At 57.4% G+C, this 24,337-nt stretch carries 18 protein-coding genes; 8 read left to right on the forward strand and 10 right to left on the reverse strand.

Annotation, left to right across the window (positions count from 1 at the left end; translation table 11 throughout):
* The first annotated feature begins 51 nt into the window (after window positions 1–51).
* Window positions 52–1,434, forward strand: a complete 1,383-nt coding sequence (locus ACTG19_RS03260; RefSeq protein WP_005333606.1) for an SLC13 family permease — start codon at window positions 52–54, stop codon at window positions 1,432–1,434.
* Window positions 1,435–1,497: 63 nt separating this feature from the next.
* On the opposite strand, the gene ACTG19_RS03265 is transcribed toward ACTG19_RS03260, so the two are convergent.
* Both ACTG19_RS03265 and ACTG19_RS03270 read right to left on the reverse strand, forming a co-directional pair.
* Window positions 1,498–3,972, reverse strand: coding sequence for a glycogen/starch/alpha-glucan phosphorylase (locus ACTG19_RS03265; RefSeq protein WP_182963738.1), 2,475 nt, complete (start codon window positions 3,970–3,972; stop codon window positions 1,498–1,500).
* Between the two features lie 375 nt (window positions 3,973–4,347).
* The gene (locus ACTG19_RS03270) at window positions 4,348–4,545 is read right to left on the reverse strand and encodes a DUF4250 domain-containing protein (protein ID WP_005333612.1); all 198 of its coding nucleotides are present in this window, start codon (window positions 4,543–4,545) and stop codon (window positions 4,348–4,350) included.
* Window positions 4,546–4,775: 230 nt separating this feature from the next.
* On the opposite strand from ACTG19_RS03270, the gene ACTG19_RS03275 reads away from it, so the two are divergent.
* From ACTG19_RS03275 to ACTG19_RS03285, 3 genes are all read left to right on the forward strand, one after another.
* The gene (locus ACTG19_RS03275; RefSeq protein WP_113739938.1) at window positions 4,776–5,261 is read left to right on the forward strand and encodes a cell division inhibitor; all 486 of its coding nucleotides are present in this window, start codon (window positions 4,776–4,778) and stop codon (window positions 5,259–5,261) included.
* Between the two features lie 224 nt (window positions 5,262–5,485).
* Window positions 5,486–6,690 (forward strand): IS3 family transposase gene (locus ACTG19_RS03280; RefSeq protein ID WP_100654772.1). Its coding sequence is split into 2 segments (ribosomal slippage): window positions 5,486–5,804 and window positions 5,804–6,690, totalling 1,206 coding nucleotides; the frame shifts between segments, so codons are not numbered across the junction.
* 321 nt (window positions 6,691–7,011) lie between these two features.
* Window positions 7,012–7,446, forward strand: a complete 435-nt coding sequence (locus ACTG19_RS03285; RefSeq protein WP_005361134.1) for a YcgN family cysteine cluster protein — start codon at window positions 7,012–7,014, stop codon at window positions 7,444–7,446.
* Between the two features lie 551 nt (window positions 7,447–7,997).
* Here the strand turns inward: ACTG19_RS03285 and pflB are convergent.
* From pflB to ACTG19_RS03305, 4 genes are all read right to left on the reverse strand, one after another.
* Entirely contained in the window at window positions 7,998–10,280 is a 2,283-nt protein-coding gene (pflB, locus tag ACTG19_RS03290; protein WP_005352571.1) for a formate C-acetyltransferase, read from the reverse strand.
* Window positions 10,281–10,326: 46 nt separating this feature from the next.
* A complete protein-coding gene (focA, locus tag ACTG19_RS03295) occupies window positions 10,327–11,175 on the reverse strand; it encodes a formate transporter FocA (RefSeq protein ID WP_005333620.1) in 849 nt (282 codons plus the stop codon).
* 381 nt (window positions 11,176–11,556) lie between these two features.
* On the reverse strand, window positions 11,557–13,317 hold the full coding sequence (ycaO, locus tag ACTG19_RS03300) for a 30S ribosomal protein S12 methylthiotransferase accessory factor YcaO (protein ID WP_103251413.1): 1,761 nt from the start codon (window positions 13,315–13,317) through the stop codon (window positions 11,557–11,559).
* A gap of 190 nt (window positions 13,318–13,507) precedes the next feature.
* Entirely contained in the window at window positions 13,508–14,428 is a 921-nt protein-coding gene (locus tag ACTG19_RS03305; RefSeq protein WP_113740037.1) for a LysR family transcriptional regulator, read from the reverse strand.
* A 127-nt stretch (window positions 14,429–14,555) separates the two neighbouring features.
* Here ACTG19_RS03305 and ACTG19_RS03310 point away from each other — a divergent pair, with 127 nt between their 5' ends.
* Window positions 14,556–15,314: an SDR family NAD(P)-dependent oxidoreductase gene (locus ACTG19_RS03310; RefSeq protein ID WP_069556261.1), complete on the forward strand. Its 759-nt coding sequence runs from the start codon at window positions 14,556–14,558 to the stop codon at window positions 15,312–15,314.
* Window positions 15,315–15,404: 90 nt separating this feature from the next.
* Here ACTG19_RS03310 and ACTG19_RS03315 read toward each other — a convergent pair whose 3' ends face one another.
* Entirely contained in the window at window positions 15,405–16,838 is a 1,434-nt protein-coding gene (locus ACTG19_RS03315; protein ID WP_439988734.1) for a glycoside hydrolase family 1 protein, read from the reverse strand.
* A 166-nt stretch (window positions 16,839–17,004) separates the two neighbouring features.
* Here ACTG19_RS03315 and ACTG19_RS03320 point away from each other — a divergent pair, with 166 nt between their 5' ends.
* The gene (locus ACTG19_RS03320) at window positions 17,005–17,868 is read left to right on the forward strand and encodes a LysR family transcriptional regulator (protein WP_021231364.1); all 864 of its coding nucleotides are present in this window, start codon (window positions 17,005–17,007) and stop codon (window positions 17,866–17,868) included.
* A gap of 36 nt (window positions 17,869–17,904) precedes the next feature.
* Here ACTG19_RS03320 and ACTG19_RS03325 read toward each other — a convergent pair whose 3' ends face one another.
* Both ACTG19_RS03325 and metE read right to left on the reverse strand, forming a co-directional pair.
* On the reverse strand, window positions 17,905–18,654 hold the full coding sequence (locus ACTG19_RS03325; RefSeq protein ID WP_151286826.1) for a substrate-binding periplasmic protein: 750 nt from the start codon (window positions 18,652–18,654) through the stop codon (window positions 17,905–17,907).
* Window positions 18,655–18,837: 183 nt separating this feature from the next.
* Window positions 18,838–21,102, reverse strand: a complete 2,265-nt coding sequence (metE, locus tag ACTG19_RS03330; RefSeq protein ID WP_439988735.1) for a 5-methyltetrahydropteroyltriglutamate--homocysteine S-methyltransferase — start codon at window positions 21,100–21,102, stop codon at window positions 18,838–18,840.
* A gap of 292 nt (window positions 21,103–21,394) precedes the next feature.
* On the opposite strand from metE, the gene ACTG19_RS03335 reads away from it, so the two are divergent.
* Entirely contained in the window at window positions 21,395–22,303 is a 909-nt protein-coding gene (locus ACTG19_RS03335; RefSeq protein WP_113739934.1) for a LysR substrate-binding domain-containing protein, read from the forward strand.
* A 6-nt stretch (window positions 22,304–22,309) separates the two neighbouring features.
* Here the strand turns inward: ACTG19_RS03335 and ACTG19_RS03340 are convergent, their stop codons facing one another.
* Window positions 22,310–23,245, reverse strand: coding sequence for a LysR substrate-binding domain-containing protein (locus ACTG19_RS03340; RefSeq protein WP_113739933.1), 936 nt, complete (start codon window positions 23,243–23,245; stop codon window positions 22,310–22,312).
* A 192-nt stretch (window positions 23,246–23,437) separates the two neighbouring features.
* On the opposite strand from ACTG19_RS03340, the gene ACTG19_RS03345 reads away from it, so the two are divergent.
* Window positions 23,438–24,175, forward strand: a complete 738-nt coding sequence (locus tag ACTG19_RS03345; protein ID WP_041210334.1) for an isochorismatase family protein — start codon at window positions 23,438–23,440, stop codon at window positions 24,173–24,175.
* Window positions 24,176–24,337 lie beyond the last annotated feature (162 nt).

Consider the following 24,337-nt stretch of genomic DNA (forward strand, 5'->3'; position numbering starts at 1 on the left):
GATGTAATCTCGGCAACACAAAAAAAACCATAAATTAACCGAGAGAACATTATGCACACATCAGCTGTACCCTCTGCTCCATCTCGCTGGCTGGACATCAAATCAGGGATCGTCATCCTGGATGTCTTGCTACTTTGTGCCATGCTCGCCTGGCTCCCGTTTGACCCCATGGTTAACAAGGGGCTGGGCATTCTGGTCTTTATCGCCATCCTCTGGCTGACCGAAGCACTGCACGTCACCATCACCGCGCTGCTGGTACCCCTGCTGGCTACCGTGCTCGGGGTGTTTGACATGAGCAAATCCCTCACCGATTTTGCCAACCCGATCCTGTTCCTCTTTTTTGGCGGTTTCGCCCTCGCGGCAGCCCTCTCAAAACAGGGACTGGATACCCTGATGGCAGGCAAGGTGATGCACCTGGCCAATGGTCATCTGGGTTGGGGCGTCATCCTGCTCTTTACCATCACAGCCGCCATGTCGATGTGGATCAGCAACACCGCTACCACCGCCATGATGCTGCCACTGGCGATCGGTATGCTGGCACGCCTCGATAGCAAAAAAGAGCGCGCCACCTTCGTCTTCGTATTGCTGGGGATCGCCTACAGCGCCAGTATCGGCGGCATCGGTACCCTGGTGGGTAGCCCACCCAACGCCATCGCAGCCGCCCAGATGGGGATTGGCTTCACTGACTGGATGAAATTCGGTGTTCCAGTCGTGCTGATCCTGATGCCCTGCGGCATTGCCCTGCTCTATCTGGTAACCCGCCCGCGTCTCAGCCACCGCGTCGAGATCCAGGATGTCACCATCAACTGGACCCGCGAGCGTAAAGTGACGCTGGCAATCTTCCTGACCACAGTTGTGCTCTGGATCGGCTCACAACCCATCTCCAACGCCTTTGGCGGTATTCCGCAACTCGACACCCTGATTGCCATGGGCGCCATCGTGGCCATCGTGGTCAGCCGTGTCGCCAGCTGGGATGACGTCAACCAGAACACCGACTGGGGCGTGCTGATGCTGTTTGGCGGCGGTCTGACCCTGAGCGCCATTCTCAAGGCCACTGGTACCAGCGCATTCCTGGCCAGCCATTTGTCGGCTGTACTCTCCAACGCCAACATTTTTGTTGTGTTGCTTATGCTGGCCGCCTTCGTGGTGTTCCTGACCGAGCTGGTCTCCAACACCGCCACCGCCGCGCTGTTGGTTCCCCTGTTTGCCGGTGTCGCCGAGGCGCTGGGTGTATCACCTGTGGTGATGTCGGTGTTGATCGCTATCGGTGCCTCATGTGCCTTTATGCTGCCGGTCGCCACGCCGCCCAATGCCATCGTCTTCGCCAGTGGCCACATCCGCCAGAGGGAGATGATGAAAGCCGGTATGGCTCTGAACGTGGTCTTTACCGTGTTGCTCGCCCTGCTGGCCTACTTTGTTGGCGATATCCTCTGATCCAGCTCCCCCCAATAAACAAAAACCCCCGCATTGCGGGGGTTTTCTCATTTATGAATCCGATTAGCCGATGTTGCAGGCCTTCAGATCCCAGATCCGATCCACATAGTCCTGGATGGAACGGTCTGAGTTGAACTTGCCCATGGTGGCCGAGTTGATGATGGCCTTCTTCGCCCACAGTGCCGGATCCCGATACCAGGTATCGATCAGCTTGTGTGCATCCGAGTAGGACTGGAAGTCCGCCAAGGTCAGGTAAGGGTCTCCCCCTTCCAGCAAAGAGCGCTTGATGGAGGCCAGCTCACCCGGACGACCCGGCGTGAAGTAGTCGGTATCAAACCAGTCCAGCACGGCCTTGAGCTCGGAGTTGGCATAGTAGAAGTCGTACGGATTATAACCGCGCGCCTTCAACGACTTCACTTCGTCCACGTTCAGACCGAAGATGGCACAGTTTTCGGCCCCCGCCTCTTCAGCGATCTCGATGTTGGCTCCATCCAGCGTCCCGATGGTGATTGCACCGTTGAGTGCCATCTTCATGTTGCCGGTACCGGATGCTTCATAACCTGCAGTAGAGATCTGCTCGGAGACATCTGCCGCCGGGATCAGCTTCTCGGCCAGACTCACGCGATAGTTCGGCATGAACACCACTTTCAGCTTGCCCTGGATACGAGCATCGTTATTGACCCGATCCGCCAGCTTGTTGATGGCATAGATGATGTCTTTGGCCAGCTTGTAACCGGGCGCCGCTTTGGAGCCGAAGATAAACACACGCGGATGCATGTCATAGTCCGGGTTGGCCAGCAGACGACGATAGAGCGCCATGATGTGAATGAGGTTCAGCTGCTGGCGCTTGTACTCGTGCAGACGCTTGATCTGAACGTCAAAGATCGCCTCGGCACTGACATCGATACCGGTTTCGTCTTTGATGACCTTGACCAGCTTCTCTTTGTTGTGACGCTTGATGGTCATGAACTGCTGCTGGAACGCCTTGTCGTCGGCAAACTTCACCACGCCACGCAGTTTGTCCAGTTGCAGCGGCCACTCCTTGCCCACTACTTCGTTGTAGAGACCCGCCAGCTCCGGGTTGCAGGCCAGCAGCCAGCGACGCGGGGTTACCCCGTTGGTCACGTTGCACATTTTTTCCGGCCACAGCTCGGCATACTCGGGGAAGAGATCTTCCTTCACCAGCTTGGAGTGGATCTCGGCCACACCGTTCACTTTGGACGAACCGATCACGCACAGGTTGCCCATGCGAACCTTGCGCACGGCTCCCTCTTCGATGATGGAGAGCTTGGCCTTGATGGCATCGTTGCCCGGCCACTTGGGCTCCACCAACTCGTTCAGGAAGCGGGCGTTGATCTCGTAAATCACCTCCAGATGGCGAGGCAGTACTTTCTCGAACAGGCTGACCGACCACTTCTCCAGCGCTTCCGGCAGCAGAGTGTGGTTGGTGTAAGAGAAGACCTGATAGCAGATGGCCCAGGCGGTATCCCAGTTCAGATCTTCCTCGTCAACCAGCACCCGCATCAGTTCCGGGATGGCGACAGTCGGGTGAGTATCGTTGAGCTGAATGGCAATTTGCGCGGCAAAGTTGCTGAAGTCACTGCCATGGACCCGCTTGTAGCGGCGCATGATGTCCTTGATGGAGCAAGCACAGAAGAAGTACTGCTGGATCAGACGCAGCTCTTTACCTGCATCGGTCTCATCGTTCGGATACAGCACCTTGGAGATGGTCTCGGCCTGGGCTTTCTCAGCCTGAGAGTCGATGTAACCACCGGCGTTGAACACGTCCCAGTCGAAAAACTCGGAGGCGCGGGATTCCCACAAACGCAGGATGTTGACGGTGTGACCGCCAAAACCGACCACCGGAATATCCCAAGGCACCCCTTTAATCTTGCGACCGGCGTGCCATACCTTCTTCAGGCCGCCATTGTCACCAAACACGGTCTCGACGTAGCCATAGAGCGGCACTTCTTGCACCGACTCGGGACGGCAGATCTCCCAGGGGTTGCCATATTCACGCCAGGAGTCCGGACGCTCGATCTGGCGGCCATCCTGGATTTCCTGACGGAACAGACCGTGTTCGTAGTGGATACCGTAACCAACCGCCGGATAGTTCAGAGTGGCCAGCGAGTCGATAAAGCAGGCAGCCAGACGACCCAGGCCGCCGTTGCCAAGTGCCATGTCCGGCTCTTGTTCGCACAGGTCGGTCAGTTCCAGACCGAGTTCGCCCAGCGCCTCTTCGCAAGTCTTGTAGAGGGAGAGGTTGTGCAGGTTGTTGGAAGTCAATCGTCCCATCAGGAATTCAGCAGAGAGATAGTGAATCGCACGAGTATCTTTCTTGAAATGAGTCTGCTGAGTGCGGGTCAGGCGCTCGTACACCTGTTCATTGACAGCCGCAGCAGTGGCTTTCCACCACGCTTCGGGAGAGGCTTTCTGTTCGCTTGTTCCCAAGGTAGAACGCAGGTGACGCACGATACTCGCCTTGAGCTGATCTTTATCCAGTTGGAGATCCTGGTCTGTCTTCTTCTTGGTAGCCATAAACCATATTCCTTCGTTACAAATAAAATTGTTATCCCGCTTGCGGGACCGGCGCTGTTGTTATCTCAAAATATGTACCGGCGTGAGAATACTAACTAAAGCGGCAGAATTAAAAGTTAACGCAAGTCACACTTTAACCGATAAAAACAGCCTGAAAAGCTTGAAAACCCTTTCCTTTAATTGATCACACAAAAACAAACATTCCCTTTATTATCATAAACTTAATGAAATAATAAAAATATTCTGGCATGAATAGGTTTTCAGAGATTGCCAAGCCTTGAAAATCCCTGAAAATAGGCAGCAAGACGGCACATTGAAACCGGTTTCAATGTGCCTGAAAAATTACCGTATAAATATGAAGCAATCATTGCACCCTTAAAGATGTGCCTTGAACTGATTACTCAATGGATCGTAATGGTACCCAATCTGATCCAGACGCCCTGCCAACTGCTCTTCACTCATATCATAATAGGCCAGCAACTCCTCCAACCCGTCGCACTCAAGCCTTAGCTTCTCATTGATGATGCCCAGCAAGATGTTGGCATCAAGACGTTGCAAGGTACTGATATCCATGGCGGCACCTCCTGTAAATGACCTGTATAACCATGGGCGGTTACGCAAGGTTTGTCCATAGTACGAAAAACACCCAGCCAGCTTTATATTAAATAGTGTTTAAAAACATAACCTTACTAACGACACATGCCAACACCATCACATTTTTCAGCAAAAACACCTTGTCACTGCCACAGGATAGAACTACTGTATGCGCATACAGCTTGGATATTCATACAGGAACCCCATATATGAACCAGCCCCTGCACTCACTGCCCTTTGCGATGAATCGTGTCATGAGCAAGCCCTGGCCAACCAGAACCGCCTGCAAAGCGGAGTTGGCTCATTATGGTGTGACTATCCAGTCTGATGATCAGTTTCTGAGCGAGCTGACAAAGCTTGGGGAGGCTCATACCGGCTGGATCTTGTTGATCGCCCCGCCGGGACGCCCCACAGTCAGCCGTCTGGAAGAGCGAGGTATCGATCCCAGGAGAGTGCTGGTGGTACATAGCCCCAAAATCAAGAACTGGCAGCAAACCCTGGAACGCAGTCTGGGCAATGGTCACTGCGCCGCCGTATTTACCTGGCTACCCGAGCAGATCGAGCTGGATCACGTCAAGCTGCAGCGACTGGGACAGCAATCTGGCGTACTCACCCGCTTCTTTGGCGCGAAACGGACTAACCTCGGCACACCTCTGCTGGCCTATTCAGAGCAAGATATCTATCTCAATCATTAAGACAAAAAACGAACGCCTACGCAGGCTCTCCCGCGGGTCGCAGTGACAGAAGGGCGCAAACAATATGTGACCAGCTGCTTTATTTGAAAGACAAGCTTGCAACAGCCTGACGGTAGGCATCGGAGATCATTTGTAGATTGGCCCCTTGAAGATCCAGACACTTCGCCCCTCTTAACTTAAGAGGTAGTCTTGGAGCTATGTTCAGTACTAGTCACAACGAGAAGATGGTCGAAGTGTTAACAGGGGCCGAGCGCCGTCGACGCCGGACTCCACAAGAAAAGATCGCCATCGTGCAGCAGACCTTTGAGCCCGGGATGACCGTCTCTCATGTTGCTCGCTTGCACGACGTCAACGCAAACCAGCTTTTCAAATGGCGTAAGCAATTCCAAGAAGGGTCTCTCACGGCGATCACCGCCGGTGAGGATGTTGTTCCTGCTTCCGAGTTGGCTGCTGCCATCAAGCAGATCCGAGAGCTTCAGCGTCTGCTCGGGAAGAAGACCATGGAGAACGAGATCCTCAAAGAAGCCGTGGAGTATGGTCGAGCAAAAAAATGGATTGCGCATGCGCCCTTGTTGCCGGGGGACGACGATTAAGTGCTGTGAGCCAGGCTCTTAATGTATCGCGTGCGCAGCTATCCGTTCGTGTTCATCGAAAACCGGGTTGGCAAGATGGTCGTCATCATCGCCAGCGTGATGATGCAGCCTTACTTGGCCGTATCATGGAGGCGATGGCAGAGCTTCCCTCCTATGGCTATCGCCGGGTCTGGGCGCTGTTACGGCGTCAGTCTGAGGCAACAGAACAACCTGTGGTAAACGCTAAGCGGGTATATCGCGTCATGCGCGAACATGGCTTGCTGCTGGAAAGAAAACCAGCTGCACCATTGGCCCAGCAGGCACATAAGGGGCGTGTTGCCGTCAAGGAGAGCAATCGACGGTGGTGCTCAGATGGCTTCGAGTTTCGCTGCGATAACGGTGAAAAACTACGTGTCACGTTCGCCATGGATTGCTGCGATAGGGAAGCGTTGGACTGGGCGGCCAGTACTGGGGGTTACGATAGTGACACTGTGCAAGATGTCATGCTGAGGTCTGTCGAACGTCGCTTTGGGGATTCGTTGCCGGCATCACCGGTGGAGTGGCTGACTGATAATGGCTCGGCGTATCGAGCCCATGAGACCCGCGCGTTTGCACGAGAAATCGGGTTGGAGCCCAGAACGACAGCAGTGAGAAGCCCACAGAGTAACGGTATAGCGGAGAGCTTCGTGAAGACGATGAAGCGAGACTATATCGAGATGATGCCAAAACCGGATAGCCGAACAGCGGTAGGCAATTTGGCTATCGCGTTTGAGCATTATAACGAGCACCACCCGCACAGCGCCTTGGGATACCGTTCACCACGGGAATTTCTGCGCAGTCGGGTATCACAACCCTAAGCGGGAAAAAGTGTCTGGACCTATGGGGTCAAATCCAATTTGACCCTGCTTGCTGCAAGCAGACAAACATCAAAAGATGTAACGGATAAAGAAGCAGAAAATAAAACCTGAACTGGACAATCATGCAGCCCAAGTATTCAAACCTGCGGGACTTCCTGCCCACCAGCGAACCCGTTTGAGCAATATGATGAGGCTGAAAGTCATTGCATTCATTTGAGCTGATCACGACAATTTTCCCCCCGGAGTGACCCTCTCCTTGAAATACCGGGTAACAAGGGGTATAACCACGCGTTTTATCAGGTGTAATAAGTGAGCGGTATGATGCAAGCCCCTTTTTGGCAGACCAAGAGTCTGCAGCAGATGACTGAATCCGAATGGGAATCCCTCTGCGATGGTTGCGGAAAATGCTGCCTCAACAAGCTGATCGATGAAGATACCGACGAACTGGTTTTCACCAATGTCGCCTGCAATTTGCTTAACACCAAGACCTGTCAGTGCTCTGATTACGCCAATCGTTTCAAAAAAGAGCCTGACTGTCTGCAGATCACCCATGACAAGATCACCGAATATGACTGGCTCCCCTCAACCTGCGCATATCGCCTGCTGTCTGAAGGTGACGCTCTTCCAGAGTGGCATCCTCTGCTGACCGGCAGTCGTTCCGCGATGCATCAGGCTGGTCAATCCGTCCGTGGCAAAGTCATTCACGAGGATCAGGCGGGTGAATGGATCGATCACATCATCACCTGGGCCAGCTGACACGCTCAACCCGCTATTCTCCAGAGGCAAGGGCTGCACAATGTGCAGCCCTTGTTATTTCTGCAAGCAGGGTTTGTAGTTTGGTTGGCTTAAGCCACACACATATCTGGCTGGCTAAACCTGAGACCTCCCAGCTACGTATGGAGAGGCAGAGGCAGAGGCAGAGGCAGAGGCAGAGGCAGAGGCAGAGGCAGAGGCAGAGAATGATTCCATAGTCACAGGCTTATGGGTATTGCTTGATACCCGCGATGGCGCCTCTGTTCACCCCTTAAACCTGATCAGCTGTTCCACGAGCCATAGCAACACTGATGCAATGGCAGGCAAAGCAACCGCCTATCCCCTTAGAGCGCTAATAAAGCATAATCGCATTACAGACGGGGCCTAGGTCAATCCTGGTGAGCCCCTCCCCTTAATCCTCTTCGAATACCCAGTAACAACTGTTGTGGTTGCGATGGAACTGGAGGCGATTCGCAGGGGATGATTACTCCCCCTGAATCGCACGCATAAAAAAACCGGCGCCTTGGCGCCGGTTTTTGCTCACTATGTCTCGATTACAGAGAAGCAGTGAAGGTACGGGTGATGACGTCTTGCTGTTGCTCTTTGGTCAAAGAGTTGAAGCGAACGGCATAACCGGATACGCGGATGGTCAACTGCGGATATTTCTCCGGGTTTTCCATGGCGTCCAGCAGCATTTCACGGTTCATCACGTTAACGTTCAGGTGCTGACCACCCTCTACGTTGGATTCGTGGTGGAAGTAACCGTCCATCAGGCCAGCCAGGTTGGCTTTCTGGGCTTCCATATCTTTACCCAGTGCGTTTGGAACGATGGAGAAGGTATAGGAGATACCATCTTTAGCGTAAGCGAACGGCAGCTTGGCTACGGAAGTCAGGGAAGCAACAGCACCTTTCTGGTCACGACCGTGCATCGGGTTTGCACCCGGGCCGAACGGAGCACCGGCACGACGGCCATCCGGGGTGTTACCGGTCTTCTTGCCATATACCACGTTGGAGGTGATGGTCAGAACAGACTGGGTAGCAACAGCACCACGGTAGGTGTTCAGCTTCTGAATCTTCTTCATGAAGCGCTCAACCAGGTCACAGGCGATATCATCGACGCGAGCGTCGTTGTTACCGAACTGCGGGTATTCGCCTTCGATTTCGAAGTCGATGGCAACGCCATCTTCGTCACGAATCGGCTTGACCTTGGCGTACTTGATGGCAGACAGGGAGTCAGCGGCTACGGACAGACCAGCGATACCACACGCCATGGTGCGATATACGTCACGGTCGTGCAGCGCCATCAGAGAGGCTTCGTAGCTGTACTTGTCGTGCATGTAGTGGATGATGTTCAGCGCAGCAACGTATTGCTTGGCCAGCCAATCCATGAAGTGGTCCAGACGATCCATTACGTCGTTGTAGTCGAGGTACTCGGACTTGACCATCTCGGTTTTCGGACCAACCTGGATCTTGAGCTTCTCGTCCATACCACCGTTGATTGCATACAGCATGGTCTTGGCCAGGTTGGCACGAGCACCGAAGAACTGCATCTGCTTACCAACGATCATCGGGGATACACAGCAAGCGATGGCGTAGTCATCGTTGTTGAAATCCGGACGCATCAGATCGTCGTTCTCGTACTGAACGGAAGAGGTCTCGATGGATACCTTGGCACAGTACTTCTTGAAACCGACCGGCAGCTTCTCGGACCACAGGATGGTCAGGTTCGGCTCAGGGGACGGGCCCATGGTGTACAGGGTGTTCAGCATACGGAAGCTGTTCTTGGTGACCAGAGTACGGCCATCAACGCCCATGCCAGCCAGGGTCTCGGTCGCCCACATCGGGTCGCCGGAGAACAGTGAATCGTATTCCGGAGTACGCAGGAAGCGAACCATACGCAGCTTCATGACCATGTGGTCCATCAGCTCCTGGGCTTCTTGCTCGGTGATCAGGCCTTTTTGCAGGTCACGCTCGATGTAGATATCTAGGAAGCTGGAGGTACGACCGAAGGACATGGCTGCACCGTTCTGGGACTTGACTGCCGCCAGGTAGGCGAAGTAGGTCCACTGTACGGCTTCTTTGGCGTTCTTGGCCGGTACGGAGATATCGCAACCGTACTTGGCAGCCATCACCTTCATCTGTGCCAGGGCACGGTGCTGCTCGGAGATCTCTTCGCGCAGACGGATGGTGGCTTCCAGGTTGACGCCGTTTTCCAGGTCAGCTTGCAGGGACTTGAACTGGGCCAGTTTGTCGGCCATCAGGAAGTCAACACCGTACAGAGCAACACGACGGTAGTCACCGATGATACGGCCACGGCCGTAGGCATCCGGCAGACCGGTGATAACACCAGACTTGCGGCAGTTCAGGATGTCTTTGGTGTAAACGTCAAACACGCCCTGGTTGTGAGTCTTGCGGTATTCGGTGAAGATCTTCTCGACCATCGGGTCCAGTTGACGACCGTACACTTCGCAAGAAGTTTTAACCATCTTGATACCGCCGTTGGCGATGATGGCGCGCTTCAGCGGCTTGTCAGTCTGCAGACCAACGATCTGCTCCAGGCTCTGATCGATATAACCGGCATCGTGTGCGGTAATGGTGGAGGGCAGGTCAGTATCAAAATCAACCGGCGCATGAGTGCGGTTCTCGATTTTGATCCCTTCCATGACCTTGTCCCACAGCTTGGTGGTCGCTTCGGTCGCGCCAGCCAGGAAGGACTCGTCACCTTCATACGGGGTGTAGTTCTTCTGGATGAAGTCACGGGTGTTGACAGAGGTCTGCCATTCACCGGCCGCGAAGCCTTCCCATGCTTTTTGGAACTGTTCGTTAAGTTCTGCCATTTTTCATTACCTCACACGGTATTGATGTAGTATCCCGCAATCATCCTTAATGATGACGACGGAAGATAAACCAGTAAGTCAGACCAACCATCACGCCACCACCGATGATATTGCCGATGGTCACGGGGATGAGGTTGTGTAGGACGAAGTTGGATACGGTCAGGTCAGCAAAGGTTGCCGGATCCTGGCCGATGGCCTGCCAAAATTCCGGACTAGCCACGCTGTGGATAGCGATACCAACCGGAATCATAAACATGTTTGCGATGCTGTGCTCGAAACCTGAGGCAACGAACATGGCAACCGGCAGCAGCATAACCACTACCTTGTCAGTCGCGCTGCGGGCACCAAAGGCCATCCATGCAGCAAGACATACCATCAGGTTACAGAGGATACCGAGCGCCACCGCTTCGAAGAAGGTGTGGTGAATTTTGTGTTGGGCCACTTTGAGGGCGTTAAGGCCCCACTGACCGTCTGCTGCCGTGTACTCTGCAGAAACGATGATCAGCGCCACCATCAGCAGACCGCCAATCAGGTTACCGAAGTAGACCAAACCCCAATTCTTGAGCAGCTGAGCCCAGCTGATGCGATTGGCAGCCTTGGCCACCAGTGTCAGGGTGGTGGAGGTGAACAGCTCGGCACCGAGCAGCACACAGAGAATAAGTCCGAGAGAGAAGCAGAGACCGCCCACCAGCTTGGCCATACCCCAAGGCATGGAGCCGGTTCCGGTCGTCACTGTGATGTAGAAGATAAATGCGATGGCGATGAAAGCGCCTGCGGTGATGGCCAGTGGAATGACCTTGTATGCCGGCTTGGTAGCCTTGGCATAGGTGATGTCTTCAGCCAGTGCAGCGATGGCTTCGGGCTTGAGACAATCGAATGGAGATTCAGCTTTCAATTATTTTCTACCTGAATGTTTTGCCTGTTGAAATCATAACAAAGGGCCAAATAGCCAAAATTGACATTGATCAAGTTTATCAGAGTGCGAATGTAATTTTACTACAAATATTTTAGTGCGATGGCTACGCCACTTTACACCAGGTATCAGCTGAAACAGAAATATCACATTTTTAATGCAATGATTTTAAAGAATTTATTTCCAATCATGGAAATATGGTATTGGCAAGATATCTTTGCAGATCGCCAGCACATCCCCTGCCCTGCCATCAACCTCCTTAGGGGTATTTTTTGTTTTTTATTTCATCTTTGAATAACAATCCCGTGCCTTGCCGCACGATAAACAGAAGGGGCCACTCGGCCCCTTCCTTTACAGCAACAATCACGCCCAGTGATGGGCTCGCTTGGCCTTTTGCAGCTTCTCGTAAGCCGCCAGCAGCTTCTGGTGCAGCGGGAACTGGGAGAGCGACAGGTCGGCCGCCTCCAGCCCGTGGAAGCGTGCTTCGCCAGTGGCGTTGGCCCATGCCTGTGCCAGCGTCTCTTCGCCATACATGCGAGTGAAGACGGCGCGATACTGCTCCGGATCCCGCTCCTCGTCGAGGAACAACTCGACGCAGGCACGCAGGGCGCGGTAGTAGCTGGCACGCTCGGCAGTAAACACCGACTGGTTGAACTCCATGGTCCAGTCGATGAGATCCAGTGCGGTCTCCAGCTCACCGGCGGCCAGCGCCAGCATGGCTTTCAGCTCGCCAACGCGCAGGGTGTGCAGCGCGGTCCCCTTGGCAGCAGCGATGCCCAGCAGCTCGCGTACACGGGTGCGCTCGTCGTGCCCCTCTTCATCCAGTTGATCAAACAACGCCATGTACTGCTCGGCATCCCAATCAAGTGATGGCAGTGCCAGGATCACTTCGCGCAGGTTGGCGCCCATGTTGTTGTTGGCCAGCAGCAGATCTTCGGCCGGATAGATGTCGGACATGCCCGGCACCAGAATGCGGCAGGCGTAGACACCCAGATGCTCGTAGTCGGCGATATAGACCGGCTGCTCCAGCTCATGGAAGATGCCGATCAGGTGATCGAACTCCTCCTGCGAGGTGCCACGGAAGTCCCAGTCGGCAAACTCGAAGTCCGCATCCTGCTTGAACAGATCCCAGCTGATAAGGCCCGAGGAGTCGATGAAGTGGGTCTCGAGGTTGTGGTGATCCGCCACCTGCTCGTTGTCGAATGACGGCGGCACAAACACGTCGAGATCCTTGAGACCGCGGCCCTGCAGCAGCTCGGTGACGGTACGCTCGAAGGCCACTTCGAAGCGCGGGTGGGCACCGAAGGAGGCAAAGCAGGTGCCATTGCTCGGATTGAGCAGCACCACGCAGATGACCGGATAACGGCCACCCAGAGAGGCATCGAAGCTGTAAATGGGGAAGCCTTCCGCTTCGAGCGCCGCGATGGAGGCGGCAATCCCCGGATAACGGGCAATGACCTCGTCCGGGATCAACGGCAGGCTGATGGCCTCGGCGATGATCTTGTTCTTCACGTGGCGCTCGAACACCTCGGAGAGCGCCTGGGTGCGCGCTTCGGTCTTGGTGTTGCCAGCGCTCATGCCGTTGGAGACATAGAGGTTGCCGATGATGTTCATCGGGATGTAGACGGTCTCGTGATCGGACTGACGCTCGAACGGCAGGGCGACGATACCGCGCTCTTCGTTGTTTGACTGCAGATCCACCAGCATGTCGGCGGTCACTTCACCGTCCGGGTTGTAGAACTTGCGGGTGAAGCTGTCGAGCAGACCGGCCGGGAACTGGTCACCCTCGATGGGGAACCACTTTTCGTTCGGGTAGTGAACGAAATCGCCGTTGGCGACCTGCTCGCCCAGATAGAAGTCGGCGAAGAAGTAGTTGGTGGAGAGACGCTCGAAATATTCGCCAAGGGCGGAAGCGAGGGCTGCCTTCTTGCTGGCACCCTTGCCATTGGTAAAGCAGAGGGGGCACTCTTTGTCCCGAATATGCACCGACCAGACGTTCGGCACGGGGTTGAGCCAGGAGGCCTCTTCGATATCAAACCCTAAGGCTTGCAGCTTGGTCTGGAAGCGTTCGATGGAGTCTTCCAGCGCCGCGTCCTTGCCGGGAATAAAAGTGTGGTCAGTCATCACGATATCCTGATTTTTATTGGCTCATGTTCGGCCGCAGATAATAGCAGGGGTCGCCGACTTTGGCAGGACAAAATCGAGTCAATGAGTTCTCCAGAAAAATGAAGTCATCGCGTGAATGACAACGACCACCGAGATCCTGCCGGCACCTTGCATCGCAGACAAAACTGATCCAGTGATCCACACAGGCTCACAAAACCTCCATCGAGCCCTCGTCGATCGCCGTATTTAGCACGCCTCCCAACCAGTGAATGAACGCCAGAACCCTAGGTGAGAGCTGGCGACGATGCGCATAGAGCGCATGAACGGGCAAGGGAGGTGCCTGCCACTGGGGCAGCACCATGACCAGTTTTCCACTGGCGAGCAGCTCTTCTACTCCGATTCGCGGCATCTGGATGATCCCTAACCCCGCCAGTGCAGCTGCCAGATAGGTTTCACTGTCGTTTACCGTGAGCGCTCCGGTCATCGCCAGTACGGCGCGGGAACCATCGCTCTGCTGGTACTCAAAACCGGCTTCGCGGCCACCTGACACGGAGCCATAGTGGATCAACCGGTGCCCAGCCAGATCGGTCAACGTTTCTGGTACACCATAACGAGTCAGGTAAGCCGCGCTGGCACAATTGATTTGACGATAGTGGCCCAGTGGACGAGCTACCAGGCTGGAGGATTCCAGCGCCCCCATCCGCACCACACAGTCGAAGCCTTCGCGCACCAGATCGACCCGCCGATCTGTACTGCTCAGCATCAGCTGCAAGTCAGGGTGGTCCGCCAGAAAAGCAGGCAATGCCGGTATGACCAAATGGCGAGCCATCCGACTCGGCATATCCACCCGCAGCTGGCCGCTGAGCCGTCCCCCGTGCCGAAACAGCCCATTAAACTCCTCCATATCGGCCAGCAACTCCTGACAACGGGCATAACAGAGCTGCCCATCAGTGGTCAGTTGTACCCGCCTGGTAGTGCGATGGAGCAAACGAGTTCCCATCTGTTCCTCCAACCGCCGAATCGCTGCGGAAAGCGTTGCCTTGGGGATACCCAGTTGCTCGGCGCTGCGGGTGAAGCTCTCAAGCTCAGCCACCCGTATAAACAATCTCATCGCATCAAGTTGATCCATGGCCTCATTGTCAATGTAAACGGAACAGTGCATTCATTATTACCGGCTTTATCCATCACACAAGCACTAATAGAGTGATAACACATGCTCAGACCGAGCCCTCCCCACTCTTGATAGGAGTTGAACCATGACCCTTCCCATCGCTCTCATTACTGGTGCCAGCCGCGGCCTCGGTAAGCACTCGGCACTGGCCCTCGCAGCCAAAGGCGTCGACCTCATTCTCACTTACCGCAGTCAGGCGGAAGAGGCGGCAGCCGTGGTGGCACAAGCCAATGCACTCGGCGTAAAGGCTCATGCCCTACCGCTCGATGTGGCCGACTGTGCCTCCTTTGCAGCCTTCGCCGTTGAAGTACATCAACTGTTGCAACGGGAGTGGCAACGCGAACAGTTCGATTTTCTGGTCAACAATGCCGGGATCGGCATCCACGCCAGCTTTGATCAGACCACTGAGGAGCAGTTCGATACCCTTGTGAACATTCAGCTTAAGGGTACTTTCTTTGTAACCCAGCAGCTGTTACCTCTGATCCGCGATGGTGGCCGGATCATCAATATTTCAACCGGCCTAACCCGTTTTGCCCTACCGGGCTACGCCGCTTACGCGGCCATGAAGGGAGGAGTAGAAGTGCTGACCCGCTATCTGGCCAAGGAGCTTGGTCCACGGAGGATCGCCGTCAACGTGGTGGCCCCTGGTGCTATCGAGACCGATTTTGGCGGCGGTGTAGTGCGGGACAATCAGGCAGTCAACGACTTCATTGCCAGCCAAACAGCACTTGGACGAGTCGGCCAGCCCGATGACATCGGCGGGGTGATTGCAGCCCTGCTCTCGGATGACAATCGTTGGATCAATGCCCAGCGCATTGAAGCTTCGGGAGGAATGTTCCTCTAGCATCCCACGGCCAGTGCAGGTCAAAACATGCCATGCAAAAGGCCCTGACAGGAGCCAGGGCCTTTTCGTATGACAAGCCAAGGAGATATGTTAAAGCACCTTGCCGCCTGAAGTGATGACCGCCTGATACCAGTGGAAGCTCGCTTTCTTGATCCGGCGAAGGGAGCCCCCCTGCTCGTCACGATCCACATAGACGAACCCGTAACGCTTCTGGTAGCCGTTGAGCCAGCTCAGGATGTCGGTGAACGACCAGGCGCAGTAGCCGAGCAATTCCACCCCATCCTGCATCGCCTCCTGGCACGCCTTGACGTGGCTGCGCAGGTAATCGATACGGTACTCATCGTTCACCTTTTCGCCCGCCTCCAGCTTGTCGAACTCGCCAAGACCGTTCTCGGTGATCATCAGCGGCAGGCCATAGCGGGAAGAGAGGCGACGCAGGGCGATACGCATCCCGGTCGGATCGATGGCCCAGTCCCAGTTGCTGGTCTCAAGGTACGGATTGGGCGCCGTCTTGTAGAGGCCGGGGATGCCGCTCGATGGCGTAGTACCCTTCTTGCCGGTGGTGTTGATCCGCTGCAGGGTCTGACCGCCCAAGGGGTTATCTGTGTAGGTCAGGGTGTAGTAGTAGTTGACGCCGATATAGTCGGGCGTCCCCTCGCGCAGCAACTCCATATCGCCCGGCAGGATCTCCGGCGCCTCGCCGTTTTCTCGCAAGTAAGCGAGCGCCGCCTGCGGATAGCGGCCAAAGCAGTAGGCATCCAGCCACCAGAGGTTGTTGAACTCCTCGGCGTTCTCGTAGGCCAGCATATCTTTCGGATCGCACGACGCCGGATAGGCAGGGGAGTAGGCAAAGCTCGGGCCGATGAGGCCATTTGGCACATGCTGGCGAAACGCCTTGATCACCCGGGCGTTGGCCAGAAACGCGATATGGTTGGCGGCAAAGAAGCGCTTGCGATCCTGCACGGCCGGCGGATGGGTGCCGAGCTGATAGGCGTTGGTCAGGTTGTAGTTCTGCTCGTTAAGCGACACCCAGTACTTCACCTTGCCGGCAAAACGCTGATAGAGGGTCACGCAGTAGCGCTCGAAATCCTCGATAATGCGTCGATCTTCCCAGCCGCCGTACTCATCCTGCAGCGCCTGCGGCAGATCCCAGTGATAAAGGGTCAGTACCGGTTCGATCTTGTGGGCCAAGAGGGTGTCGATCAGCTTCTCGTAGAAGGCCAGCCCCGCCTCGTTCACCTCCCCCCGACCGGTGGGATAGATGCGTGGCCAGCTCACCGAGAAGCGGTAAGCCTTGAGCCCCATCTCGGCCATCAGCGCCACGTCCTCTTCCATGCGGTGGTAGTGATCCACCGCCACATCGCCGTTGCTCCCCTCAAAGGTCTTGCCCGGCAGCTTGGTGAAGAGATCCCACACCGAGGGCCCCTTGCCATCGGCATTCCAGCCCCCCTCCACCTGATAGGCAGCGGAGGCGGCGCCCCACAGAAAATCGCTCGGGAAGTCGTTGAACTTGTGGTGATGCATCTGGTATTGCTCCTTCTGCGCTGATGGTGTCAGCCATCTCTGATAACTCGGCGCCCCCTGTCTGGGCACCCGAAATGAATTGGCATAAGCATCTATCACTTCTAAAATTCCGTCCAATGACAAATATGACCACTCAACATTCCCAACAGGAATGAAAGGAGCTCTGATGGAGCTACGGGATCTGAAAGCCTTCGTCACTCTGGGGGAGGTGCTGCACTTCGGCCAGGCGGCGGTACGTCAGCATGTTACCCAGTCTGCCCTGAGCAAACAGATAAGGCGGTTAGAGGAGGAGCTGGGCGGTGAACTGTTCGAGCGCAACGCCAGCACCACTCGCCTCACCGGACTGGGCAGGGCGCTGTATGAGGATGCCCGCGCTGTGGTCATCCAGAGCGAGCAGCTCTCGCGCACCGCCCGCGACGTGCTGGCGGGCAATGTCGGCACCCTGCGCATCGGCTTTGGTGTCGCCACCAAGATCCTGGTGCCCGCCGCCATCGCCCGTTTTCGCGCCGAGCGGCCGCAGGTGACCATCGAGCTCAACGATCTCTCCACCCACCACCAGCTACTGGCGCTCAGTGAAGGCAAGCTGGATCTCGGTTTTTGCCGCCTGCCCGCCCCCAAGGGGTGGCACGCCCTGCCAGTGGTCGAAGCCCACTTTGTCGCCGTGCTGCCCGCCAGCTACCGCGATGTGAGGGAGTTGGCGGATCTGGTGGACAAGCCGCTGGCGATCCTGCGTCGGGACAAGGCGCCGTCGTTTTACGATCACCTGATGAACTATCTGGCCCAGAGCGGGCTGCGTTTTCGCGATATCCAGTATGTCAACGACTTTGCAGCGGGCGTAGCCACCGCCGCAGCCGAGATCGCCTGGACTCTGGTTCCCTCCTCCACCACCATAGAGCACCCGGATGTGCTCACCCTCCCCCTCAGAGATGGGGAAGCCTGCTGGACCATTGGCCTTATCCGTCCGCCCCACAGCAAGGGGCCCTTGATCGATGCCTTCTGGGCAACCATCGCCGATATGACGCCAAGATAGACACGCCGTTGGCAAACCGCAGATGGCGGCCGCGCATCAACGATATCGTTCGACGATACGCGCCAACTCGCCGCTTTGTCGCAGCTGTTGCAGGGCACTGTTGAACTCGGTTATCCGGGTATTGAAGCGGGAGTGCTTGCCGATGCAGAGATTGAACGGGGTAGCGTCAAGCTGCAGCGGCACCTCGACCACCAACCCGGAGAGACCCAGCTGGTTGAGTTTGAAGCGTGCCACCAGTGGGTCGGTCACCATCAGGTCCCCCCGACCCGCCGCCAGCATTTTGAAAACGTTATCAACATTGATGGTGTGATGAACGGTGAAGCCCGCCAGGTTCTCCTTGCCCCAGCCGTTACCGAAATAGTCGAGAAAGGTAAGCGATTTGAAGTCGCTCAAGCGGCTGGCACGCTGAAATTCCGCCATGCGGGGATGGGCACGCTGGGTAAAAATGGTTAGCACAGTGGTAGTGACCGGCTCTTCCACAACCAGGGTATAGCTGCGCCGCTCCCGGGTTGCGATGGTGACAAAACCATCGGCCTGCGCCATCCGCACCAGTTTTTGCGCCCGTTGCCACGGATAGCCTTCGTGGCGCACCCGCAGCCCCATCTGCGCAACCACCCGATCCATCACGTCGATCATCAGCCCGCGCATCTTGCCCTGTTCGTCACGCCACGAATATGGGGCAAAGTCGTCAAAGTAGACCATCTTCAACTCGGCCGCTGGCGCTGCCCATGCACTCTGCCACATCAGCAATCCCCACAGGATTGCGCTCCCCAGACTGACTCTCATGGCCGCGACTCCATCCACTTCTGCCAACTCTGAGCCTAGTGCAAAGCGGGCTGCGGCAAGGTTCAGGATCAAGTGGAAAAGTGGAAAAGTGGCCAACGAAAAAAGAGAGAGGAAGCAATGGCTTCCCCTCTCTCGTTCGTTTGTCAGCACGCCACCTTACCGATGGCAGTCACGGCTTGCCGGTTACGCCAGCTCGGCCCGCAGCGCCCTGGTGGCATCGACCATCACCTTGAGGGCGGCCTCTGTCTCTTCCCAGCCGCGGGTCTTGAGGCCGCAATCCGGGTTGACCCAGAGCCGCTCGGCCGGGATCTGTTTGGCGGCCTTGCGCAGCAGGCCTTCAATCCAGCTCTGGCTTGGCACGTTCGGCGAGTGGATGTCGTAGACACCCGGGCCAATCTCGTTGGGGTAGTTGAAGCGCTCGAACGCTTCGAGCAGCTGCATCTGGCTGCGGCTGGTCTCGATGGTGATCACGTCCGCATCCAGCGCCGCCACCGCCTCGATGATGAGGTTGAAATCGCTGTAACACATGTGAGTGTGGATCTGGGTGCGGTCCGCCACCGGGCTTGCGCTCAGACGGAAGGCCCGCACTGCCCAATCGAGATAAGCCTGATGATCCTGCTTGCGCAGGGGCAAGCCTTCGCGGATCGCCGGTTCGTCGATCTGGATGATCTTGATGCCAGCGGCTTCCAAATCTGCCACCTCGTCGCGGATGGCCAGCCCGATTTGCAGGGCGGATTGCTCGCGGCTCACATCTTCTCGCGGGAAGGACCAGCAGAGGATGGTCACAGGGCCAGTCAGCATCCCCTTCACCGGCTTGTCGGTCAGGCTCTGGGCAAACTTTGTCCACGCCAGGGTCATGGGGGTCGGGCGGTCGATGTCACGGGTGATCACCGGCGGCTTGACGCAGCGGGAGCCATAGCTCTGTACCCAGCCGAAGCGGGTGATGGCAAAGCCATCCAGCAGTTCACCGAAATACTCCACCATGTCGTTGCGCTCGGCCTCACCATGAACCAGCACGTCCAACCCGATCGCCTCCTGACGCGCGATGGCATCGCGGATCTCGGCCTTTATGCCCGCCTCGTAGGCGCTGTCATCGATGCGACCAGCGCGCCAATCCTGCCGCAATACCCGGATCTGCGAGGTCTGCGGGAAGGAGCCGATGGTGGTGGTGGGCAGCAGCGGCAGTTTGAGATCCGAGCGCTGCAGCTCGGCCCTGACCGGATAGGGGCTGTGGCGATCAAAATCACTGTTGGTGAGGCTGGCGAGCCGTGACTGCACCGCTTTTTTGTGCACTCGGCTGTCGGACTCCCGATCGACGATGGGCTGGCTGTAGGCGTTGATTTTGTCGAGCGCCCCCCCATCCAGATACTCTCTGAGCAGCCCCAACTCGAAGCATTTTTGCAGGGCGAAGGCGAACCAGCTGCGGGTCTGGGGATCCAGCTCCTGCTCCAGGGTCAAATCCACCGGGCTGTGCAGCAATGAGCAGGATGAAGCCACCCAGAGCCGCTCGCCGAGTCTGGCTTTCAGTGCCTTCAGGGTCGGCGCCAGCTTGGCCAGATTGGCACGCCAGACGTTGCGACCGTTGATCACCCCGGCGGAGATGACCCACTGGGCGGGCAGATGCGGCACCAGGGTCTCCAGCTGCTCGGGGGCGGCTACCAGATCCAGATGCAGGCCATCCACCTTCAGGCTGGTGATGATGTCGCGCTGATGAGCGACCGAACCGAAATAGGTGGTGAGCAGCAGCTTGCAGGGGCCACTCAGGCGCTCGTAAGCGTTGAGGTAGGCCAGACGCCACTCGTCTGGCAGGTCCAGCGTCAGCGCCGGTTCGTCGATCTGTACCCACTCCACCCCTTGCGCGGCCAACTTGGCCAGGATCTCCTGATAGACAATCAGCAGGCGATCGAGCAGTTCAAGGCGGGAGAAGCCGCTCTCTTTCTCCTTGCCGAGCCACAGATAAGAGATCGGCCCCAGCAGCACCGCCTTGACCGGCAGCCCCAGCGCCTTGGCCTCTTCCACCTCGTCAAACAGCTGGCTCCAGCCCAGCTTGAAGCGCTGGTCACGGCTGAATTCGGGTACCAGATAGTGGTAGTTGGTGTTGAACCATTTGGTCATCTCGGCTGCGGCCGCCGCCGGGCCGGTCGGCGCACGGCCACGGGCCACCCGGAACAGGGTGTCGAGGTCGGTCTCGCCATGACGGTGACGGGCAGGCACCGCATCCACCAGCAAGCTGGTGCCGAGCACTTGGTCGTACCAGGCAAAATCTCCCACCGGCAGCAGATTGACTCCGGCGGCATGTTGGGCCTGCCAGTGGCGCTCACGCAGCGCCTTGCCAACGGCCACGAGTTCAGCCTGAGTGGTCTCGCCACGCCAGTAGGATTCGAGGGCAAATTTCAGCTCGCGCTTGGCGCCGATGCGGGGGAAACCCAGGGTGTGTGCTCGTGTCATAGGTTCATTTCCTTATGCTCATTCATCTGATGGGAAACTGGATGATTTAGCCATCCAGATGTTTACACATCCAAAATGACAAGATAAGGTGACTCTGGCTATTGAATCCTCTTCAACTGGCTCTCAAATAATCCTCAACTGACCGCCGAACAGGTTCACCGCGAGGATACAGAGGCCCGTTCTTGCATGTGTTAAGAAGCGCAGCAGCAAGACGGCAGGAGGCCGAGGCTAAAGGTCAGGCCGCGCCGACAGCATTATCAGTGCCATACGCAATCTCACAAGGAGCCATCTTATGGCAGTGCCAAGCAATGCAGGGATAGAGATCAAACACTTGAAAACATTGACCGCGCTGGCTGAGCAGGGCTCGCTGGCCGGTGCGGCGCTGACCCTCAACCTCACCCAGTCCGCCCTCTCCCACCAGCTCAAAGAGCTGGAGACCCGCCTCAATCTGGAGCTCTACCTGCGCAAAAGCCGCCCGCTGGTGCTGACCGCGGCAGGCGGCCAGCTGCTCGCCCTCGCCCGTCAGGTACTGCCCGCTCTGGCCCAGACCGAGAAACAGTTGCAAGCCCTGCAGAGCGGCGATGCGGGCAGGCTGCATCTGGCGCTCGATTGCCACAGCTGCATCCAGTGGCTGCTGCCGCTGTTGCCCGATTTTCGCCGCCAGTGGCCTGGGGTGGATCTGGAGGTGGAGTCAGTGCCGGGCTTTGATGCCATCAATGCCCTGCTAGGCGGCCAGCTCGACCTGCTGCTCACCTCGGACGTGCAGGCCCGGGGCGATCTCCACTTCGAGCCGCTGTTTGCCTTCGATCTCACTCTGGTGATGGCGCCGGATCACCCCCTCTGCCACCAGAGCCGCATCGAGCCGGGCGATCTGGTGCCGGAGGTGCTGCTGGTCTACCCGGTGGAGCGGGCACGGATGGACGTGTTCAGCCGCTTCCTGCAACCAGCCAGCATCGAGCCCGCCCGCTGCAAACCGGTGGACAACACCTCGGTAATGCTGCAGATGGCCGCCGCCGGACTTGGCGTCGCCGCCCTGCCGCGCTGGGCCTGCGAGGATTTTGTCAGACAGGGGATGCTCTGCGCCCGCCCCCTCGGTAGCGGTATCCGTCGCCATATGTACGGCGCGGTGCGGGCCGCCGATCGGGATCAAGCCTGCCTGCAGAGCCTGTTCGAGCGCATTCGCACCAAGATGGAGGGATAGCCCTCCTCAGCGTGGCTGACCGACCTCTGCCAGCAGTGCAGGCAACTGCACCTTGATAAAGTCGATGAGGGCCCTGACCGCCGGTGACAGACCGCGCCGCGCGGGATAGAGCATCACCAGCTTGCCATCTTTGGGGCGCCACTCGGGCAGCAGTTGTTGCAGCCGCCCATCCGCCAGCTCATTCACGCAGGCGTAAAGTGGCAAGCCCACCATTCCTAGCCCCGCCAGCGCCGCCTGTTTGAGGGTTTGCACATTGTCGCTGCGCAGCAGCACATTGACCGCCACCTCCTCACTCTCCCCACTGTCGTGTCGCAGCCGCAACAGATCGGCCTGACGCTCCAGCGAGCTGAAGAGCAGGGCATCCTCTCCTTCCAGCTGGCGTGGATGCGCCAGCGCATTGTGGCGCGAGAGCCACGCCGGGGTCGCCAGCACGCCCCACTGCACCGTACAGAGCGACACCTGCACCAAGCTGGAGGGGGGCTGCTCAAAGGCCACCCCGCGGATCACCACATCCAGCCCCTCCTCCAACAGATCCACCTGCCGATTGTTGGCTTGCACGGCGAGTCTCACCTTGGGGTATTGCGCCATAAACACGGGCAGCAAGCGGGCGAGCAGAGCATCGGCCATGGTAATGGGCACGCTGATCCGCACCAGACCGCTCGGCTCCTGCTGCCGTTGCCGCACTGCCGCCTCTCCGGCCTGCGCCTCGGCTAGCATCGCCTGACAGTGGCGATAGAGCACCTCACCGGCATCGGTCAGGCTGAGCTGGCGTGAGGTACGTTGCAGCAGCCGGGTATCCAACCGCTCCTCCAGCAGCCGGATCCGGCGCGAGATCCGCGACTTGGGCACGCCAAGCGCCCGCGCGGCGGCAGTGAATCCCTGTCGCTGCACCACATGGGTGAAGAGATAGAGATCATTCAAATCAAGTTCCAGTGGTGTCATCGGGCAGCCTTGGTCAGGGTGAGGTGCATTCACATCGTTCCATTGATGGAACGATAAGAACCTATTTCACCAGATTGTCGCCATTTTTGCAGCCATCATAATGGCCCTGTCCCCATCAGACGGTTGCTGCGCGGGCAATCCGCCCCACCAGCAAGGGCCGTTTGACTGTTCCGATATCACAAGGAGTTCACCATGAAACTGCGACAAATCTGCTCTGCCACCCTGCTCGGTCTGGCGACCCTGACCGCCACGCTGGCCACCACAGCGACACCGGCCATGGCCGCCGAGGCTGCCAGCCATCCGACCGTATCACCCAACCGCTATCTGGAGATGCTCTCCCGAGACAATGCGGTACTACTGCTGGTCGACCATCAGGTCGGCTTGTTGAGCGGCGTGCGCGACACCACGGTGGGCGAGCTCAAGCACAACGTGGTGGCGCTGGCCAACGCCGCCCGCGCCCTCGGCGTGCCGGTGATCGTGACCGCTACCATGCCCGATGGCATGTGGGGCCCCACCATGCCCGAACTGACCAGTGCCCTGCCGGATGTGAAAGTGATCAACCGCACCGTCATCAACGCCTGGGACGATCCCGCCGTGCGCGCCGCCATTGAGAAGACCGGCCGCAAACAGCTGATCATCGCCGGGGTATCCCTCGAGATCTGCGCCAGCTTCCCGGCCCTCTCTGCCAAGGCTGCCGGCTATGATGCCCGGGTGGTGCTCGATGCCTCCGGCACCTTCAACGAAGCCAAGCGCACCACTGGGCTGCAACGCTTGCTGGGGGCCGGTATCCCGGTCACCGACTACGCCTCCGCTGCGGTCGAGATGCTGCGCAGCAACGTCGACCCCAAGGCGCACGATGTCTACAGCGCCCTCGACATGCCTTTCGCCACCCTGGTGTGGCAGATGCAAGAGGGTGCCAAGAAGTCGTAACTCGCCCCGCCTTCGGTCAGATGACCGAAGGCATCTTTTGTCTTCAAGAGGTTATATCGATGACCAGACGCCTGACTCTCTCCACCCCCGTCAAGGGCCAACCGCTGCGCATTGGCAGCGGCTTTGAAGCCAGCCATTTTGGCGAACACTTTTTCAACGGTC

This window comes from Aeromonas sp. 3P, assembly GCF_051919745.1.
GTDB classification, from domain to species: Bacteria; Pseudomonadota; Gammaproteobacteria; order Enterobacterales; family Aeromonadaceae; genus Aeromonas; species Aeromonas veronii.

Excerpts from the sequence above, each read along its gene's own strand:
- ACTG19_RS03315 (WP_439988734.1), bottom strand. The coding sequence starts at position 16,838 with ATGCATCACCACAAGTTCAACGACTTCCCGAGCGATTTTCTGTGGGGC.
- ACTG19_RS03340 (WP_113739933.1), bottom strand. The coding sequence starts at position 23,245 with ATGACACCACTGGAACTTGATTTGAATGATCTCTATCTCTTCACCCAT.
- ACTG19_RS03335 (WP_113739934.1), top strand. The coding sequence starts at position 21,395 with ATGGCAGTGCCAAGCAATGCAGGGATAGAGATCAAACACTTGAAAACA.
- ycaO (WP_103251413.1), bottom strand. The coding sequence starts at position 13,317 with ATGACTGACCACACTTTTATTCCCGGCAAGGACGCGGCGCTGGAAGAC.
- pflB (WP_005352571.1), bottom strand. The coding sequence starts at position 10,280 with ATGGCAGAACTTAACGAACAGTTCCAAAAAGCATGGGAAGGCTTCGCG.
- ACTG19_RS03325 (WP_151286826.1), bottom strand. The coding sequence starts at position 18,654 with ATGAGAGTCAGTCTGGGGAGCGCAATCCTGTGGGGATTGCTGATGTGG.
- metE (WP_439988735.1), bottom strand. The coding sequence starts at position 21,102 with ATGACACGAGCACACACCCTGGGTTTCCCCCGCATCGGCGCCAAGCGC.
- ACTG19_RS03305 (WP_113740037.1), bottom strand. The coding sequence starts at position 14,428 with ATGGATCAACTTGATGCGATGAGATTGTTTATACGGGTGGCTGAGCTT.
- ACTG19_RS03285 (WP_005361134.1), top strand. The coding sequence starts at position 7,012 with ATGCAAGCCCCTTTTTGGCAGACCAAGAGTCTGCAGCAGATGACTGAA.
- ACTG19_RS03260 (WP_005333606.1), top strand. The coding sequence starts at position 52 with ATGCACACATCAGCTGTACCCTCTGCTCCATCTCGCTGGCTGGACATC.
- ACTG19_RS03320 (WP_021231364.1), top strand. The coding sequence starts at position 17,005 with ATGGAGCTACGGGATCTGAAAGCCTTCGTCACTCTGGGGGAGGTGCTG.
- ACTG19_RS03265 (WP_182963738.1), bottom strand. The coding sequence starts at position 3,972 with ATGGCTACCAAGAAGAAGACAGACCAGGATCTCCAACTGGATAAAGAT.
- ACTG19_RS03270 (WP_005333612.1), bottom strand. The coding sequence starts at position 4,545 with ATGGATATCAGTACCTTGCAACGTCTTGATGCCAACATCTTGCTGGGC.
- ACTG19_RS03310 (WP_069556261.1), top strand. The coding sequence starts at position 14,556 with ATGACCCTTCCCATCGCTCTCATTACTGGTGCCAGCCGCGGCCTCGGT.
- ACTG19_RS03345 (WP_041210334.1), top strand. The coding sequence starts at position 23,438 with ATGAAACTGCGACAAATCTGCTCTGCCACCCTGCTCGGTCTGGCGACC.
- ACTG19_RS03275 (WP_113739938.1), top strand. The coding sequence starts at position 4,776 with ATGAACCAGCCCCTGCACTCACTGCCCTTTGCGATGAATCGTGTCATG.